At 41.4% G+C, this 17,606-nt stretch carries 13 protein-coding genes and 3 pseudogenes; 2 read left to right on the forward strand and 14 right to left on the reverse strand.

Annotation, left to right across the window (positions count from 1 at the left end):
- Positions 1-12: 12 nt before the first annotated feature.
- The 7 genes and pseudogenes from JCM10512_RS01895 to tig all read right to left on the reverse strand — a co-directional run bounded on the left by JCM10512_RS01895 (position 13) and on the right by tig (position 9,881).
- A complete protein-coding gene (locus JCM10512_RS01895; protein ID WP_044159838.1) occupies positions 13-855 on the reverse strand; it encodes a peptidylprolyl isomerase in 843 nt (280 codons plus the stop codon).
- A gap of 55 nt (positions 856-910) precedes the next feature.
- Positions 911-2,449 carry a peptidylprolyl isomerase gene (locus tag JCM10512_RS01900; protein ID WP_044159909.1) on the reverse strand — a complete coding sequence of 513 codons (1,539 nt, stop codon included), beginning with the start codon at positions 2,447-2,449 and terminating at the stop codon, positions 911-913.
- Between the two features lie 104 nt (positions 2,450-2,553).
- A pseudogene (gene guaB, locus JCM10512_RS01905) lies at positions 2,554-4,031 on the reverse strand (IMP dehydrogenase).
- A gap of 85 nt (positions 4,032-4,116) precedes the next feature.
- Positions 4,117-6,297, reverse strand: a complete 2,181-nt coding sequence (recQ, locus tag JCM10512_RS01910) for a DNA helicase RecQ (protein WP_044159841.1) — start codon at positions 6,295-6,297, stop codon at positions 4,117-4,119.
- 172 nt (positions 6,298-6,469) lie between these two features.
- On the reverse strand, positions 6,470-7,714 hold the full coding sequence (gene clpX, locus JCM10512_RS01915) for an ATP-dependent Clp protease ATP-binding subunit ClpX (RefSeq protein ID WP_044159844.1): 1,245 nt from the start codon (positions 7,712-7,714) through the stop codon (positions 6,470-6,472).
- Positions 7,715-7,716: 2 nt separating this feature from the next.
- Entirely contained in the window at positions 7,717-8,379 is a 663-nt protein-coding gene (clpP, locus tag JCM10512_RS01920) for an ATP-dependent Clp endopeptidase proteolytic subunit ClpP (RefSeq protein WP_044159846.1), read from the reverse strand.
- A gap of 147 nt (positions 8,380-8,526) precedes the next feature.
- Positions 8,527-9,881, reverse strand: a pseudogene (gene tig / locus JCM10512_RS01925) (trigger factor).
- Positions 9,882-10,375: 494 nt separating this feature from the next.
- On the opposite strand from tig, the gene rbp reads away from it, so the two are divergent.
- Complete coding sequence (gene rbp / locus JCM10512_RS01935; RefSeq protein ID WP_044159850.1) at positions 10,376-10,621, forward strand: RNA-binding regulator; 246 nt, start codon at positions 10,376-10,378, stop codon at positions 10,619-10,621.
- A 138-nt stretch (positions 10,622-10,759) separates the two neighbouring features.
- Here rbp and JCM10512_RS01940 read toward each other — a convergent pair whose 3' ends face one another.
- Positions 10,760-11,530, reverse strand: coding sequence for an ABC transporter ATP-binding protein (locus JCM10512_RS01940; protein ID WP_044159851.1), 771 nt, complete (start codon positions 11,528-11,530; stop codon positions 10,760-10,762).
- Positions 11,527-12,270 carry an MlaE family ABC transporter permease gene (locus tag JCM10512_RS01945; RefSeq protein WP_044159854.1) on the reverse strand — a complete coding sequence of 248 codons (744 nt, stop codon included), beginning with the start codon at positions 12,268-12,270 and terminating at the stop codon, positions 11,527-11,529. The genes JCM10512_RS01940 and JCM10512_RS01945 overlap by 4 nt, the downstream gene beginning before the upstream one ends.
- 76 nt (positions 12,271-12,346) lie before the next feature.
- Here JCM10512_RS01945 and lptB point away from each other — a divergent pair.
- Positions 12,347-13,116 (forward strand): annotated as a pseudogene (lptB, locus tag JCM10512_RS01950) (LPS export ABC transporter ATP-binding protein).
- A 79-nt stretch (positions 13,117-13,195) separates the two neighbouring features.
- On the opposite strand, the gene der reads toward lptB, so the two are convergent.
- The 5 genes from der to JCM10512_RS01970 form a co-directional block, all read right to left on the reverse strand.
- On the reverse strand, positions 13,196-14,509 hold the full coding sequence (gene der / locus JCM10512_RS01955) for a ribosome biogenesis GTPase Der (RefSeq protein ID WP_044159857.1): 1,314 nt from the start codon (positions 14,507-14,509) through the stop codon (positions 13,196-13,198).
- A 45-nt stretch (positions 14,510-14,554) separates the two neighbouring features.
- Positions 14,555-15,436, reverse strand: a complete 882-nt coding sequence (era, locus tag JCM10512_RS01960) for a GTPase Era (protein ID WP_044159859.1) — start codon at positions 15,434-15,436, stop codon at positions 14,555-14,557.
- An 85-nt stretch (positions 15,437-15,521) separates the two neighbouring features.
- A complete protein-coding gene (locus tag JCM10512_RS01965; RefSeq protein ID WP_044159861.1) occupies positions 15,522-16,529 on the reverse strand; it encodes a beta-ketoacyl-ACP synthase III in 1,008 nt (335 codons plus the stop codon).
- A gap of 82 nt (positions 16,530-16,611) precedes the next feature.
- On the reverse strand, positions 16,612-16,797 hold the full coding sequence (rpmF, locus tag JCM10512_RS21840; RefSeq protein WP_081741196.1) for a 50S ribosomal protein L32: 186 nt from the start codon (positions 16,795-16,797) through the stop codon (positions 16,612-16,614).
- A 12-nt stretch (positions 16,798-16,809) separates the two neighbouring features.
- Positions 16,810-17,397, reverse strand: a complete 588-nt coding sequence (locus tag JCM10512_RS01970; RefSeq protein ID WP_044159911.1) for a YceD family protein — start codon at positions 17,395-17,397, stop codon at positions 16,810-16,812.
- Positions 17,398-17,606 lie beyond the last annotated feature (209 nt).

A 17,606-nucleotide genomic window follows, 5' to 3' on the forward strand; every position in this document is an offset into this window, starting at 1 on the left:
TCTTTGTATTTACTAATTATATATAATCTTTTTTTTGCTCACCGCTTGCTTGTACAAGTCGTCTTTCACCTGCTTCATGAAGTTCACCTGCCTTTGGTTTACCAAAAGGTCTTTGGCTTCCGAACGGGCGAATTCGTAGGGTTTTTGATCGCCTGCACTGCGGTAATCGCTGACGTTCAGAAAATAATAAAAAGCCGTATCTTTCAACTCAATCTGCCGATGCCTATTGACATAAATCTCCGGCGTCTCTACCTGGAGTGGGAGCAATTCAAGTATGTCGGCCACCGACACCCACTTATCATAAAAATACTCATATTTCACAGCATTCTGCAAACTATACTTTTCCAGATGTTCTACGGCTTCCTGCTTTTCGGTCTTGTACCACTTCCGCACGTTAGCCAATTGAGGCGCAGTGAGCGGAACTTTGATAAACAATCCTTTAATCAACGGAAAATCAAGTTTGAACAGTTCTTTATTCTGTTCGTAGTATGCCACGACATCTTCTTCCGGCAAGTCTTTCGTCAACCGCTGATTGATTAACTCTTGCTGATAAGTATGCATAATCAATGCCTTTCGGTAATTTTCCACCAACTGATCGATCCCCGCATTGTCGGGAATATTGTTTTCGGCTTTCTCATATAGTAAAATCTCTTCAGCCCAGCTACGGATATAGTGCTCGGTGAAGAGAATGCTATCGTCTTTAGAGACCCCGACAGGAAGTGCGGCAGTCAAATCTTCTTTATACAAAAAATTACCATCCACCTCGACTAAAGGGGTTTTTCCTCTATGATCATGCTGGTCTTTACAAGAGACGCAACAAAGTAGAGAAACCAGTAGGAAGGTTATTGCACGCATTTTCAATTGAAATCTACTTATTTAAGCTACGAAGATAATGGAATAATCGATTACATCAGAGATTATTAACTGTTTTTAAAACCTCTTGATTTATTTCAACCTTACCGGACTCCTTCAAATGTTCAATCCAACGTGTGCTAAGATAGTTTTGATAGTCTTTTCGCACAGCATCCAAAACCTCTGTATAACTGTCGGGGGCTTTCTCTTTCCGCCCGACAGCAATAGTAAAAGGTTTGGACTTATCAGAAGTAAAATCCCCTTTCTTAAACACCAGTTTATCGATGTATTTATTATCTCCTTCGGCAAAAAGTCCCGATTCAATCTGTACCTTTTCTTCGCCGGAAGCGTTCAATGTTTTCTGTAGAATTGACTCCCATTCCGCCCAAGGAAGTTTTTTAAGCATTTTTTTAGCTGCTTTTGCTGTCTTTTTATCAGCGCAATGGAGCACGGCACCTTTATATCGAGGCGAGTCCCACTTATAATCCGACTTATGAAACTTGAAATAAGTGGCTAGCCCGGCGCGATCGTCGACAGTAGGCTGGCCAATTTCACGATCAGTCATTTCAGTCGCTAATTGGTCTTCTCTATATTCAAGCAAAGCATAATGAGTGTCGGGATTATCATTCACCAAGTTCCGGCTCGCATAGTCAAGCAACGACTTAGTAGTAAAAGCATCGAGCTGGCGTTTCAATGCTTGGGGATATGAGGCGGCAAAACGTTTAAACATAGCTCCGTTATAAGGATGTTCGCCCAACAGAAACAATGTCTGAGAAGTCTCTCCCTTACTGAGCAATTCATTTAAGCCTACCTGATCGGGTGTATAGCGGCATTCCGCTTTCAGGTTCTCCGCCACAGATTCCAAACCGGCATATTGTGTATTACTACGCCACAGTTGTCCGGCAAGATTTTCTTTGCTTTTTCCCCGGGGAAGTTCATCCTTATCAATCACCTTAAGTATATGCAGTCCTTCAGCTGTAAAAAAGGGCGCTGAGTAACTCCCTTTGGGAAGCGAAAAAGCGACGTCTCCAAATTCGGTTGTTGTTTGTACGCGATCAATCCACAGTGGGCGCTGATCGTCCGAATATTGCTTCACCCAACCGGTGAAATCGGCATCAGGCTGACTTGAGAGGGCACGGTATATGGAGTCCATACGTTGTTCTTCGGCGTGCAAACGGTGTGGAGTAATATTCTGAGGCAGACGTCTGAATATTTGGGCAACTTGTACCCGCCCTACATTGGTCTGTTGATTGGCATAAAGCCGGAGAGCTAAACTGTCGATCAAAGCTCGTCCCGGTAATTGCAACTGCATCAATTGAATCCGATAGTTTTCCTGTTGCTTCCGAAACACGAAGCCGGTATCGAGTCCGGCGCGTTCAGCAGCCAGAACTTTCAACTTTCGATTGACAAATTGTTCAGCATATTTCTTAGCAGTCAAAGGCTGGGACTGAGTTGCACAGTCGCGACGATATAAATATGCAAACTCGGAACGAAGGACTTCTCTGCCGTTCACTTTCATTACTACCGGATCATCGGACTGAGCATAAGCTTGGTTGCCGAGAAAAACGGCCAGAATCATTATCAATACCTTCTTCATAATTCCTAGTTTGCTATCAGAAAAAACGGTGAATAACGAACAAGCTTCCCATACGAGTGCGAGCTTACTCACCATTCACCGTTATTCATTATGTATCTTTACGATTACTCCGGACGGCTATAATTGGGCGATTCGCTGGTAATCGTCACATTATGCGGATGACTTTCCATCACACCGGCATTGGTAATACGTGTAAACTTGGCTTCGTTCAGTTTCTTGATGTCGGATGCACCACAATATCCCATACCCGCACGTAAGCCTCCGGTGAGTTGGTAGATTACTTCACACAGCGTACCTTTATAAGGAACACGCGCTGCGATTCCTTCGGGTACCAGTTTCTTAACATCAGCTGTTCCACTTTGGAAATAACGGTCTTTTGATCCGTTCTCCATCGCTTCCAACGAGCCCATACCACGGTAGGACTTGAACTTACGTCCATTGAAGATAATGGTATCACCCGGCGATTCTTCCGTACCGGCTACGAGTGAACCGATCATAACGGAATATCCTCCGGCAGCCAAAGCTTTAACCACATCACCTGAATAACGCAATCCGCCATCAGCTATCAAAGGAACTCCGGTACCCTTCAAGGCTTTCGCTACATCGTACACAGCAGTCAGCTGAGGTACACCTACACCGGCTACTACACGGGTAGTGCAGATTGATCCCGGTCCAATACCGACCTTCACAGCATCCGCTCCTGCTTCTGCGAGAGCTTTGGCAGCTTCGCCTGTTGCGATATTACCTACTACAATATCAATACCCGGGAAGCGCACTTTAGCTTCTTTCAATTTATCAATTACCGACTTGGAATGTCCGTGAGCTGTATCGATTACAATTGCATCGGCTCCTGCATTCACAAGTGCTTGCATGCGGTCGAGTGTATCATTCGTCACACCTACGCCGGCGGCAACACGCAAACGCCCTTTAGCATCTTTACATGCCATGGGTTTATCTTTAGCTTTGGTAATATCTTTATAGGTAACCAAACCGATTAGCTTACCATCTTTGCCTACAATAGGAAGTTTTTCGATCTTATGTTCTTGAAGGATTTGTGCAGCAGACTCCAGATCAGTAGATTGATTGGTAGTTACCAGTTTATCTTGCTGAGTCATTACTTTGTCGATAAGTTTGTCCATGTCTTTTTCAAAACGCAAGTCACGGTTTGTTACAATACCAACTAGAACGCGTTCATCATCTACTACCGGAATTCCACCAATCTTATATTCAGCCATCAGATCAAGGGCATTCTGAACAGTCGAACCTCGTTTAATAGTAACAGGATCATAAATCATGCCGTTCTCTGCACGCTTTACAATGGCAACTTGCCTTGCCTGTTCATCAATAGACATATTCTTATGGATCACACCGATACCACCTTCGCGTGCAATGGCAATAGCATTTTAGCTTCGGTAACCGTATCCATGGCTGCCGTAACAAAAGGAACTTTTAACTCAATGTTTCTCGAAAACTTCGTCGTGAGATCGACAGTGCGCGGTAAAACTTCAGAATAAGCGGGGATTAACAATACGTCGTCGTAGGTCAACCCATCCATTACAATCTTATCAGCAATAAATGACATAGGCTATGCGTTTAAAAATTATTGCGTGCAAATATACGGTTTTTATTCAAACCAGCATACCTGCACGCTCATTTTTTTCGCTTTTTTAATTCGCCATTTCGGATATAAACTTGATTCGCACCAAGCGGACTTCCTCTTCGGTAAATTCATCACCCAGTTCTTCGAGTGCTTCATCAATGCGATCGGTAGTCGATTCTTTGAAATAATCATAGATATCGAGCATATGGTCTTCATCCATAATCTCATCGAGGAAGTAATCGATATTTAATTTTGTTCCCGAATATACGATAGCTTCCACCTCATCCAGCAATTCTCCAAATTCAATGCCTTTGGAGAGCGCAATGTCGTCTAGAGCTACTTTACGGTCAATAGACTGAATGATAGAGACTTTCATCTTTGATTTATTGGCTACCGTACGTACTCGCAGATCTTCGGGACGTTCTATTTCATTCTCTTCGCAGTGACGCTTAATCAACTTGCAAAATTCTTCTCCGTAGCGTTTGGCTTTTCCGGCACCAACACCGGGAATATTCTGCAATTCGTCCAGCGTTATCGGATAAATTGTTGCCATCGCCTCCAAAGAAGGGTCCTGGAATATTACATACGGAGGTACCTCTAACTTTTTCGAGAGCTTCTTACGCAAGTCTTTCAACATTGAATAGAGTGCAGGGTCTACCGCACAGGAACCTCCTCCACGTGCCGGTGCTTCTTCCTCGGTCTCTTCAAAATCATTGTCCTCGGTAATCTTAAACGATTTAGGCTTTTTCAGGAACTTATGTCCTTCGTCCGTTACCTTCAGTAATCCATAGTTTTCTACGTCTTTACTTAAGTAACCGCCTATCAAAGCTTGGCGGATTACCGCATTCCATGTTTTGTCTTCTTCGCCCATGCCGGAACCGAAAACCTCGAGGTCTTCATGTAGCTGTGCTTGTACTTCCGATGTTTCTCTACCTTGTAGTATGTCTATTATATAATCTGCCTTAAAATTTTCTTTCACCGCGATAATGGTCTCTATCACGCCACATAATAAGTCTTGAGCCTCCACTTGCTTTTTAGGGTTTAAACAGTTGTCACAATTTCCACAATTTTCTTCTGTGTATTCTTCACCAAAATAATGTAGTAATGTCTTTCGGCGACACACAGACGATTCTGCATAAGCAGCGGTTTCTAACAGAAGCTGCTTACCGATTTCCTGCTCTGCCACAGGTTTGCCTTGCATGAACTTTTCGAGTTTTTGCAAGTCTTTGTTTGTATAAAAGGTTATGCATTGTCCTTCACCGCCATCTCTGCCGGCGCGGCCCGTTTCTTGATAATATCCTTCCAGACTTTTGGGTATATCGTAGTGAATAACAAAGCGGACATCCGGTTTATCAATTCCCATCCCAAAGGCGATGGTTGCCACAATCACGTCAATCTTTTCCATCAAGAAGTCGTCTTGGTTGTGTGTCCGCGTCGCCGAATCCATTCCGGCATGGTAAGCACGGGCATTAATCCCATTGGCCTGAAGTATTTCGGCAAGTTCTTCCACTTTCTTCCGGCTCAGACAATAGACAATACCTGTCTTTTCTGAATTATTCTTGATGTATTTTATTATGTCTCGATCGATATTATTAGTCTTCGAGCGTACCTCATAATATAGGTTCGGACGATTGAAAGAAGACTTGAATACAAGCGCATCGACCATGCTGAGATTCTTCTGGATATCATGTTGCACTTTCGGGGTAGCAGTTGCTGTGAGCGCTATCACCGGTGCTTTTCCAATCTCATTGATAATCGGACGAATACGCCGATACTCCGGACGGAAATCATGCCCCCACTCAGAGATACAATGTGCCTCGTCTACTGCATAGAACGAGATTTTAACTCCTCGCAAGAATTCAATATTCTCTTCTTTTGTCAATGATTCCGGAGCTACATAGAGCAACTTAGTCTTTCCAGATAAAATATCCGATTTAACCTGATCAATCGCACCTTTATTTAGAGAGGAGTTTATGAAATGAGCTATTCCATCTTCTTCACTAAAATTACGCATCGCATCGACCTGATTCTTCATTAATGCAATAAGTGGGGAAATAACAATAGCTGTTCCTTCCATTAACAGTGAAGGAAGCTGATAGCACAAGGACTTCCCTCCCCCCGTTGGCATTAACACAAAGGTATCCTTACCACCAAGCAGATTTTGCATAATCGCTTCCTGGTTACCTTTGAATTTGTCAAATCCGAAATATCTTTTCAGTAGGTCTGTTAAGTTGATCTTCTCTGCCATTTCTCAATAGGTTGTTTTATTCAGTTCATGGTTTAACTTTAAAGAATCGCTCTTCCATAAGAAAGAGAGCCTTAACAAAGTTATAAACAACTTCTTAATTATCAAGAAAAACATGAGTAATATTTTCAAGAAAAAAGCAGTAAGTAGTATCCAAGCACATTTCCTTCTGATTTTAAGCGGTTTGCAAGCGTGCTAAATTCGTTTTCTCCAGTTGCTGCTTCGCATATTCCAGCGTCACTTTATACTTTTTCTTCCCTTCGGAAGGAATTTCGAACATAACATCCATCATAATTGTCTCCACAATCGAACGCAATCCACGTGCACCTAGCTTGTATTCTACAGCTTTATCAACGATGTATTCAAACACTTCATCCTCGAATGTGAGTTTGATACTATCCATCTCAAACAATTTAACGTATTGTTTAACGATGGAATTTTTCGGTTCTGTTAAGATAGCACGCAAGGCTTCACGATCTAACGGATTCAAATAAGTCAAGACCGGCAAACGACCAATGATTTCGGGTATCAACCCGAAGGATTTCAAATCTTGCGGAGCAATGTATTGCATCATATTGCTCTTATCTATCACCGAAGTTTTCTGTGAGGCTGTATATCCCACCACATGAGTATTCAAACGCTGGGCTATTTTTTTCTCAATCCCGTCAAAAGCTCCACCGCAGATAAACAGAATATTTTTGGTATTAACCGGAATCATTTTCTGATCGGGATGTTTACGGCCTCCCTGGGGTGGAACATTAACAACCGAACCTTCGAGTAGTTTCAGCAATCCTTGTTGTACACCTTCACCACTAACATCGCGGGTAATGGAAGGGTTGTCACCCTTACGCGCAATTTTATCGATCTCATCAATAAACACGATTCCCTGTTCTGCCTCCGCTACATTATAGTCTGCTACCTGAAGCAAGCGAGTGAGGATACTTTCAATATCTTCGCCCACGTATCCGGCTTCGGTCAATACGGTTGCATCTACAATGGTAAATGGCACACGCAGTAGTTTAGCTATGGTGCGTGCCAGCAAAGTCTTTCCGGTTCCCGTACTACCAACCATAATAATATTCGATTTCTCTATCTCAACATCATCACCGGTACTTTTTTGCAGTAAGCGTTTGTAGTGGTTGTATACCGAAACCGAAAGAAACCGCTTAGCATCATCTTGACCGATCACATACTGGTCGAGAAACTTCTTGATGTCCACCGGTTTAGGCAGCTCGTCTAAATTAAGTTTGGTAGCTCCTTCAGCCTGTTTACCTGCACCCAAGGCTTCTTGTGTTATCTCATAAGCCTGAGTAGCACAGCTGTCGCATATGTAGCCATTCATCCCTGTGATAAGGAATCCGACTTCACTTTCAGGACGGCCGCAGAAACTACATCTTTTCTTCGTCTTTGAATCAGCCATTTTTATTTTTTAATCAATACTTCGTCGATCATGCCATAATCTTTGGCTTCCTGGGCTGTCATCCAGTAGTCACGATCCGAATCGGCCCATACCTTATCAAATTCGGTATGTGAGTGATCGGCTATGATGGTATAAAGTTCCTTTTTCAACTTTTGAATTTCACGAGCCGTGATTTCAATATCCGAAGCCTGTCCTTGTGCACCTCCCATCGGTTGATGGATCATCACACGCGAATGAGGAAGGCCAGAACGTTTTCCTTCTGCGCCGGCAACCAACAGAACAGCAGCCATAGAAGCAGCTATACCCGTACAAATGGTCGAGACATTACTGGAAATAAACTGCATGGTATCATAAATACCTAATCCGGCATATACGCTTCCACCAGGAGAGTTGATGTAGATAGAAATATCTTTCCCCGGATCTACAGAATCCAGATATAATAACTGCGCTTGCAGTGTATTGGCTGTATAATCATCAATCTGCGTACCCAAGAAAATGATACGATCCATCATCAGACGTGAGAACACATCCAGTTGAGTTACGTTTAGCTGTCTTTCTTCCAGAATATAAGGATTCAAATACCCGGCTTGTGATTTAATCACATCATCCAACACCATACCATTCATGCCTAAATGCTTGGTTGCGTATTTTCTAAAATCATCCATTTTATTGTTCCTTTCTTATTATATTAATAATAAATGCAGTTGCAAAGAAACGAAAAAGAACACAGAGACACAAAAAAACACAGAGTTATAATTCTATAAAAACTCTGTGTTCCTTATATCAGTGATATTCAGTTCAACCGCAATCGGTTACTCGAACATTTGATTAAATTCTTCGATTGTAACAGTTTTGTTCTCTAATGTAACCTGAGACTTCAATGCTGCTGCTAACTTGGTTTCAACCACACGGCTTACCAGATTATTAACAGTATCTTGTTTCTTCATCATTTCCTGTGCATAGTTATCAAGCACATCATCAGGAATAGAGTTCATTCCGTATTGAGCAAATTGTGCACGCGTAGCCTCTTTAGCCATTGCAACTACATCTTCTTGCTCTACCTTAATATCGTTTGCTTCTACTAGTTGCTCTTTAACCATGTGCCAAGTCAACTCTTCGATGCTCTTATCGTAGTTTTCGGCTACATATTCTTCGCCTTTTTCTTCGCTGTTCAGCAACATGATGCGCTTCAGCAAAGCATCCGGGAATTCCAACTTACCTACTTTATCAATCAAGACTTTGCGTACATCGATCAAGAACTTATAATCGCTATCAGCTACAAATCTTTCGGTAAGGTTCTCTTTAACTTTCGCACGGAACTCTTCTTCAGTAGTTACAGTTCCTTCACCAAATACTTGATCAAAGATTTCTTGGTTGAGCTCACCCGCTACAAAACGAGTAATTTCTTCTACCTGGAAGCTAAAATCAGACTTCACGTCTTTAGCTATTTCTTTATCGATTTTCAGCAAAGAACCTAATTCTGCTTCGTGTCCGTCGTAAGCTGTATTCGGATTAAACACCAATACATCGTTCACTTTAGCAGTTGCAAAGATAGCTTTCTGTTCGTCGTTCTTCATATAAGAGGGCATCAATACAGCACCTTCTACCTGAATTCCACCTTCTTTGGTATTACCTTCATCATCTAACTGAGCAAGTAATCCCTTCAACATATCGTTTTCCTGATAAGTGTCTACCTGATCGTATTTACCGGTACGTTGCGTGTAAGCGCTGATTTGGTTAGCAACCATTTCATCTGTTACGTCAATCGTATAATAATCTACTTTATCTTTGGCAGCAACTTCTACAGTAAATTCGGGTGCTATAGCGATATCAAAAATGAATTCGAATTCGTCCATTGCATCAAAATCGATCACCTGCTGCTTATCTTCGTTAGGCAACGGTTCGCCCAAGATGTTTACCTTGTTATCTTTAATATAATTGTAGACAGCTTCTTGCAGAGCTTTATTCACTTCTTCTGCGATTACTGACTTGCCATACATTTTCTTAACGAGGCTCATTGGAACCATTCCTGTACGGAATCCCGGCATTTGTGCTTCTGGCGAAATGATTTCAGCGATTTGTCTACTTTTTCCTGATAGTCGGCTTTCTCTAGTTTCACAGTAAGTAGCGCACTTACTTTGTCATTCATTTGTAATGAAACGTTCATTCTGACAATTATTTATTTAATTTATACTTTATTCGATGCTCAAACGAGGGTGCAAAATTAGTGCTAATCTTTCAATTATCAAAAGACATTGCCGATTAATTTCGTTTTCCAAAATGATTGCTGACAGGTCTATAGCCTTCGTTTGCATTTTATTAACTATGCTTTTCTTTTGTCTTATAACATCCGCAGGCCATTTACACGCAAATAAATGAAGGTATAGAACACCAAAATAGAATAAAAGAGCATAAAGTTGCACATTCTCGTCATTCTGCCCTATTTTCTTGCAATTTAAAGCCCAAAAAAGATGGTCAATCCAAAAAATATTCCTTTCTTTGTTGCGGATTGATGGACCATTAGTTTCTCGATTTCGATCACGAGGTTTTTACTGCAGTAACAAAACGCATTTGTAAACTCTCTGTTCTTTATAATCTTTTTATTAGTAACCATCATCCAGAGAGTTTAATTCATTTATTTATTTTTTTATCATTTTCATTATGAACATTTATGTTGGAAACCTTAACTATCGCGTTAAGGAAACAGACCTGCAACAAGTGATGGAAGATTACGGAGCAGTTACTTCAGTTAAAATTATCTCAGATCGTGAAACTGGCAGATCGAAAGGATTTGCATTTATCGAAATGGAAGACGACAACGCTGGTTCTAAAGCTATCGCAGAATTGAATGGCGCAGAATATATGGGCCGCACCATGGTAGTAAAAGAAGCTAGACCTAGAGACTAATTTCGTAGAACTAACATAGGAATAAAAAAGTCTTCTCTACTTTCAGTGTAGAGAAGACTTTTTTTATTCTATCAATGCGCTCCGCCAACCATCCGGACTTACCTGCCGGAATATGAGAAACTGCAATTGGAACTTACATTATCCTTCGAGGCTTTGAACTTCTACTTCCTTCACTTTTTGTAGCAAGTCCGAAGCAAATATGAAATTATTCAACCGTTCATTCGTTGAAGTGAATATATCATTCTTCGTTCCTTCCCACTCTTTATGCCCTTCGTATATATAGATAACTTTTTCACCAATCCCCATCACGGAATTCATATCATGCGTGTTAATGATGGTCGTCATATTATACTCACGAGTAATGTCGTGAATTAAATCATCGATAATCAGTGAAGTCTTAGGATCAAGTCCCGAATTTGGTTCGTCACAAAAAAGATATTGGGGATTCAAAGCTATGGCACGGGCTATAGCAACCCGCTTCTGCATACCTCCACTTATCTCACCCGGATACTTATCTTTCGCTTCGCTCAGGTTTACTCGATCCAAGCAAAACATAGCACGCCTTGCACGTTCGCGAAGCGTATCGTTACTAAACATATTCAACGGGAACATGACATTTTCAAATACAGACATAGAGTCGAAAAGCGCAGCGCTCTGGAAAATCATTCCCATTTCTCGACGAAGCTGGTTTTTCTCCTTCTTCCCCATTTGAATTAGATTACGTCCGTCATACAGCACCTCACCTTTCTCTGGTGTCAACAGTCCGACAATACACTTTATCAGTACCGTTTTTCCCGAACCGCTCTGGCCTATAATCAGGTTTGTCTTTCCGTTCTCAAAGTACGCATCGATATCTTTCAATACGGTTTTATCTTCAAATGATTTACAAAGTCCTTTAATTTCAATCATCCCATTAAAAGTTGAGTTAATATCAAATCTGCAAACAAGATCAGTACGCTACTGCATACCACTGAGTCGGTCGAAGCCTTTCCAACGGCAATAGACCCTCCTTCGACGGTATATCCGAAAAAGGCAGATACACTTGCGATAATAAAAGCAAAGAAGAGAGACTTAATGATTCCGGCCCAGATAAACCATTCGACAAACATGTACTGCAAACCATACTCCAAGTCGATAGCATTCATTATTCCTCCGAACCAGCAAGTGCAGAACGCCCCTACAATCCCCGCAAAAATACTGAAAGTCACCAGAATAGGAATTGTAGTAACCATGGCTGTAATCTTGGGCAGAATCAGATAGTTCGCCGAATTGACTCCCATGATTTCGAGCGCATCAATTTGCTGCGTTACGCGCATAGAACCTAGTTCAGAAGCAATATTTGACCCTACTTTTCCAGCCAGTATCAAACACATAATAGAAGAGGAGAACTCTAACAACATGATCTCACGTGTCACATATCCCACAGTCCAACGAGGCATCCACGGGCTTTCGATGTTCAACTTAATCTGTATCGTAATCACCGCACCGATGAAAAATGATATCAAAAGTACAATACCGATTGAATTAACTCCCAGTTGTTCAATCTCTTTCAGATATTGCCGGAAAAACATACGCATACGTTCTGGGCGCGTAAATGTACGCCCCATTAATTGCATGTATCGTCCGACGGTTCTTAATGCTTTTATCATAACACAACACTATTTGTCTGCAAATGTACATTAATTCAGCTTATTTTTACTACATTTGCGGCAAAATAACAAGAAGATGGAAGAAAGCACGATGGTTCTCCGCACGGAGGATCTTGTAAAAAAATACGGTAAACGAACAGTCGTGAGCCATGTTTCCATTGATGTGAAGCAAGGAGAGATTGTAGGTTTGCTGGGACCGAACGGTGCCGGTAAAACCACATCGTTCTATATGACCGTAGGCTGATTACGCCGAACGAAGGGCGCATATTCCTGAATGATCTCGAAATAACAAAATTCCCCGTATACAAACGAGCGCAAACAGGTATTGGATATTTGGCGCAAGAGGCTTCTGTATTCCGCCAAATGAGCGTGGAAGACAATATTGCTTCCGTTCTCGAAATGACTAAACAATCAAGAGAATATCAGAAAGATAAACTAGAAAGTTTGATTGCCGAATTCCGTTTGCAGAAAGTACGTAAGAATAAAGGTAACCAACTATCCGGTGGTGAACGACGCCGTACCGAGATAGCACGCTGTCTGGCCATCAACCCGAAGTTTATTATGCTTGATGAACCTTTTGCCGGAGTTGACCCGATTGCGGTTGAAGATATACAGCAGATCGTATGGAAGCTAAAGGACAAAAACATTGGCATCCTGATCACCGACCACAACGTACAAGAAACATTAAGCATCACAGACCGCGCTTATCTTTTGTTTGAAGGCAAGATCTTATTTCAAGGTACTCCGGAAGAACTGGCCGAGAATAAAATCGTTCGAGAAAAGTATTTAAGTAATAGCTTCGTTCTACGCCGGAAAGACTTCCAACTGGATAAGGAATTAGAATAAATACGCAGCCTAATCGATCAATCAATAAGGGCTCGAAGCATTGCTTCGAGCCCTTATTGATTTTAAAACGTCCGACTTCTTATTTCTGTCGAATGAATATATTAACCGGAGTACCGGTAAGTTCCCATTTCTCCCGCATTTTATTTTCCAGAAACCGTTTGTACGGCTCTTTCACATATTGCGGTAAATTCGCAAAGTACACAAATGAAGGTACTTGCGTATTAGGCAACTGAGTAATATACTTAATTTTAATATACTTACCCTTAGTAGAAGGAGGTGGATACGCCTCGATCAACGGAAGCATCTCCTCATTCAGACGAGCCGTTGCAATTTTCACCGTCCGGTTTTCATAAACCCTGCGTGCCTCTTCAAGCACTTTGAGAATACGCTGCTTGCTTATTGCGGAAGTAAAGATTATCGGGAAATCCACAAAAGGAGCAAAACGTGAACGGATTGCTTCTTCAAATGTCTTCATCACTTTCGCTGTTTTATCTTCTACCAAATCCCACTTATTCACTACAACAACCAATCCTTTCTGATTCCGCTGTATGAGTGAGAATATATTAAGGTCCTGACTTTCTACTCCGCGAGTAGCATCCATCATTAGAATACAAACGTCAGCAGCTTCAATGGAACGGATCGAACGAACTACGGAATAATATTCCAGATCTTCGTTTACCTTATTCTTCTTACGAATTCCGGCAGTATCTACCAGATAAAAGTCAAATCCGAACTTGTTGTAACGCGTATAAATAGAATCGCGAGTTGTTCCGGCAATCTCCGTCACAATGTTACGATCTTCACCGATAAATGCGTTTATAATAGAGGACTTTCCAGCATTGGGACGGCCTACTACTGCAAAACGAGGAATTTCATCATCCAGAATTTCCTCTGTTTCTTTCTTAAACTTGCCAACAATTAAGTCCATCAAATCGCCCGTACCACTTCCCGTTATAGCAGAAATACAGTAAGGCTCATCTAATCCGAGTTTATAAAACTCCGGAGCATTGTATTGCAGATCGTGATTGTCGGTTTTGTTAGCCACAACTATCACCGGACTCTTCGAACGGCGCAAAATGGTAGCAACTTGCATATCCAAATCGGTAACTCCATTCATCACATCCACAACAAATAATATAACGTCAGCTTCTTCCACCGCCATCAATACTTGCTTCCGGATCTCCTCTTCAAAAATATCATCAGAGTTTACCACCCATCCGCCGGTATCTACTACGGAGAATTCCCGCCCTAACCATTCAGACTTTCCATACTGCCTGTCGCGAGTTGTACCCGCTTCATCATTTACAATTGCCTGACGCGACTTTGTCAGACGATTAAATAAGGTAGATTTACCCACATTCGGGCGACCTACAATTGCAACTAAATTTCCCATAGTCAACTCCTTTTTTCACGACTATCCCAGTCGTATGAATAACTATTAATCTAACTGATAACCAAAACTGCGCAACTCCTTATCCGAGCTACGCCAGTCCTTATCGACTTTCACATACGTTTCCAAGAAAATTGTCTTTCCGAAAAAACGTTCTAACTCACGGCGAGCTTCGGTAGCCACTTTCTTCAAAGCCTTTCCCTGCTTGCCTATTATAATACCTTTCTGAGAATCTCGCTCCACATAAATTACCGCATGGATAAGAATCTTCTTTGCTTCTTCTTTAAACTGCTCAACCACGACCTCTACCGAATAGGGAATCTCTTTATCGTAATACAATAAGATTTTCTCCCTTATGATCTCATTCACAAAAAAGCGGGCGGGTTTGTCTGTCCACTGGTCCTTGCCAAAATAAGGTGGAGACTCCGGCAACAGTTCTTTCACTCGTTTCATTATATAGTCCACATTGAACTTAGAAACTGCCGAAATAGGTATAATTTCAGCAGTCGGGAGCAATGTCTTCCACTCTTCCACCAGTTTAACCAACTTCTCTTGATCGGTCAAATCGATCTTATTAATGAGCAACAAAATAGGCACAGTCATCCGACCCACCTTTTCGATAAACTCATTATTCTTATCGGGAGTTTCGATTACATCAGTCACATAAAGTAGTACATCAGCATCTGACAGCGCCGAAGTCGAAAAATTCAGCATTGACTCTTGCAATTTATAGTTCGGCTTCAACACACCCGGGGTATCCGAAAATACAATTTGCATCTCGTCTGTATTATAAATCCCCATTATGCGATGCCGCGTAGTCTGCGCCTTGAAAGTGGCAATCGAAATTCTTTCACCGACCAACGCGTTCATTAAGGTCGACTTTCCGACATTTGGATTTCCTACAATGTTCACAAAACCTGCTTTATGCATTCTTTATATATTATTGGTTGAGACAAAAAAACGCATCGAATCGAAATAAGATGCGTTTTATGTTATCTATTTGGAATAACATTCGTTACTCTTCTTTCTTCCCGTCATAACCCCACTTCACATAAACGGCTCCCCAGGTAAAACCTGCACCGAATGCTGTAAAGATAATGTTATCACCTTTCTTTAGTTTATGTTCAAAATCCCAAATACATAAGGGCAGTGTTGCAGCACTGGTATTACCATAATGCTCAATATTCACCAAAACCTTATCCATTGGTACTTCAAGACGATGTGCCACAGCTTCAATAATTCGCACGTTTGCCTGATGTGGAACAATCCAATTAATGCTCTCTTTGGACAAGCCATTCTTTTCAGCGATGGCAGCCGAAACATCCGACATACTAGATACTGCGTATTTAAATACCGTTCTTCCTTCTTGGTGCAGATAATGCATTTTATTATCAACCGTAAAATAGGAAGGTGGACAAACAGAACCACCTGCTTTCATGTGCAAGAAAGGCAAGCCTTTACCGTCTGTTCTCAAAATAGAATCTACAATTCCATAATCTTCTGTGGTCGGCTCCAACATAAAAGCTGCAGCGCCATCACCAAAGATCGGACAAGTAGCCCGGTCTGTATAGTTCACCATTGACGACATCTTATCGGCACCGACAATGATAACCTTTTTATATCTACCCGAGCGAATGAAGTTTGCGGCAGTCTCCATCAGATACAAGAAGCCACTACAAGCGGCTTGCAAATCAAATGCGAAAGCGTTCTTCAAACCGAGTTTATCACAAAGGATAGAAGCTGTAGAGGGGAAGTGATAGTCAGGAGTAGTAGTAGCGACAATAACCAGATCAATATCATCCGGATTAGCTCCGGTTTTCTTCATCAACTGTTTGGCAGCTTTACGAGCCAGGTATGAGCTACCCAGCCCCTCCTCGTTTAGAATATGTCTTTCCTTTACCCCAATACGAGTCATAATCCATTCGTCGTTGGTATCTACCATCTTTGATATCTCTTCATTCGTCAAGATATAGTCGGGTACATATCCGCCAACGCCTGTGATTACTGCATTTATTTTTTCCATCAATTCAGTTTTAAATTAGCAATACATAATATCCAAGCAGCCGGAGAGTCAAACTCTCCGGCTATCCCAGATATAATTGTATTTATACAGCTGCTTCTTTTTCGATAGCTAACTTACCTCTGTAGTAACCACAAGCGCTACAAACAGTGTGATAAACGTGCCATTCTCCACAGTTTGGGCAAATAGCCAATGTAGGAGTTACTGCTTTATCATGAGTTCTTCTCTTTGCAGTTCTTGTTTTTGATTGTCTTCTCTTAGGATGTGCCATTTTCTTAAAACTTTAATTATTATCTAATATTTTTTTTAATTCATTCCAGCGAGGGTCAATAGCTTCTTCTATTTCTTCCTCTGTTTCCGATACGACTTCGTCCTCCATACCCATGTCGAACGAATCATCGCTATCCTCATCAGCATTTGTTCTCAAATGCTTACTCAGCTTGCCAGTTACCGTCCGATTACATTTACCAGGAGCATGGATATGCTTCATCGGAATAGCTAAAGCTATAAACTCATAGATGAACCAAGCAACATTGATTTCCCCTTCATCTTCGGGAATTACAATCAAGTTGTCTCCTTCCTCTGCATACTCACGTCCAAACTTCACCATCAGCTTATCTGACGAAGTAACCGGTATCTCCATATCATCCAAACAACGGTCACATGGAACCCAAACGATTCCCTCTGTCTGGAAATTCAATTCAAAAGCGTGAGAGGTTCTCTTTATAGTCAGTACCACATTCACTTTACCCTTCTGAACTTCCGGTCCATCAATATGAGAAAAATAAAGGTTATCCAATGCAAATTCATACTTAACTGAATCAGCTTGCATACCTTTCAAATCAATTTTGTATTTATCAAACTTTCCCAAAACCTTGTTGTGTTTTAATCGTTGCAAAAGTTCAAATACGTCTTCTCATCTTTTCTTATGCTCATTATACAGAAATAAGAAAAGGTGAATGGACATAATTCGGGCGACAAAGATACAAATAAATATCTGCATTCCATAAGATAGATTACAAAAAAAGCACGATTATGAGAATTTTATACTCAAAACAGTCGTGGCTTTTAGAGTCTATC

The organism is Bacteroides reticulotermitis JCM 10512 (assembly GCF_000517545.1).
Classification (GTDB): Bacteria; Bacteroidota; Bacteroidia; order Bacteroidales; family Bacteroidaceae; genus Bacteroides; species Bacteroides reticulotermitis.

Bases quoted from the DNA above. Each gene is read 5' to 3' on its own strand.
- JCM10512_RS01895 (WP_044159838.1), bottom strand. From the start codon at position 855: ATGCGTGCAATAACCTTCCTACTGGTTTCTCTACTTTGTTGCGTCTCT.
- JCM10512_RS01900 (WP_044159909.1), bottom strand. From the start codon at position 2,449: ATGAAGAAGGTATTGATAATGATTCTGGCCGTTTTTCTCGGCAACCAA.
- recQ (WP_044159841.1), bottom strand. From the start codon at position 6,297: ATGGCAGAGAAGATCAACTTAACAGACCTACTGAAAAGATATTTCGGA.
- clpX (WP_044159844.1), bottom strand. From the start codon at position 7,714: ATGGCTGATTCAAAGACGAAGAAAAGATGTAGTTTCTGCGGCCGTCCT.
- clpP (WP_044159846.1), bottom strand. From the start codon at position 8,379: ATGGATGATTTTAGAAAATACGCAACCAAGCATTTAGGCATGAATGGT.
- rbp (WP_044159850.1), top strand. From the start codon at position 10,376: ATGAACATTTATGTTGGAAACCTTAACTATCGCGTTAAGGAAACAGAC.
- JCM10512_RS01940 (WP_044159851.1), bottom strand. From the start codon at position 11,530: ATGATTGAAATTAAAGGACTTTGTAAATCATTTGAAGATAAAACCGTA.
- JCM10512_RS01945 (WP_044159854.1), bottom strand. From the start codon at position 12,270: ATGATAAAAGCATTAAGAACCGTCGGACGATACATGCAATTAATGGGG.
- der (WP_044159857.1), bottom strand. From the start codon at position 14,509: ATGGGAAATTTAGTTGCAATTGTAGGTCGCCCGAATGTGGGTAAATCT.
- era (WP_044159859.1), bottom strand. From the start codon at position 15,436: ATGCATAAAGCAGGTTTTGTGAACATTGTAGGAAATCCAAATGTCGGA.
- JCM10512_RS01965 (WP_044159861.1), bottom strand. From the start codon at position 16,529: ATGGAAAAAATAAATGCAGTAATCACAGGCGTTGGCGGATATGTACCC.
- rpmF (WP_081741196.1), bottom strand. From the start codon at position 16,797: ATGGCACATCCTAAGAGAAGACAATCAAAAACAAGAACTGCAAAGAGA.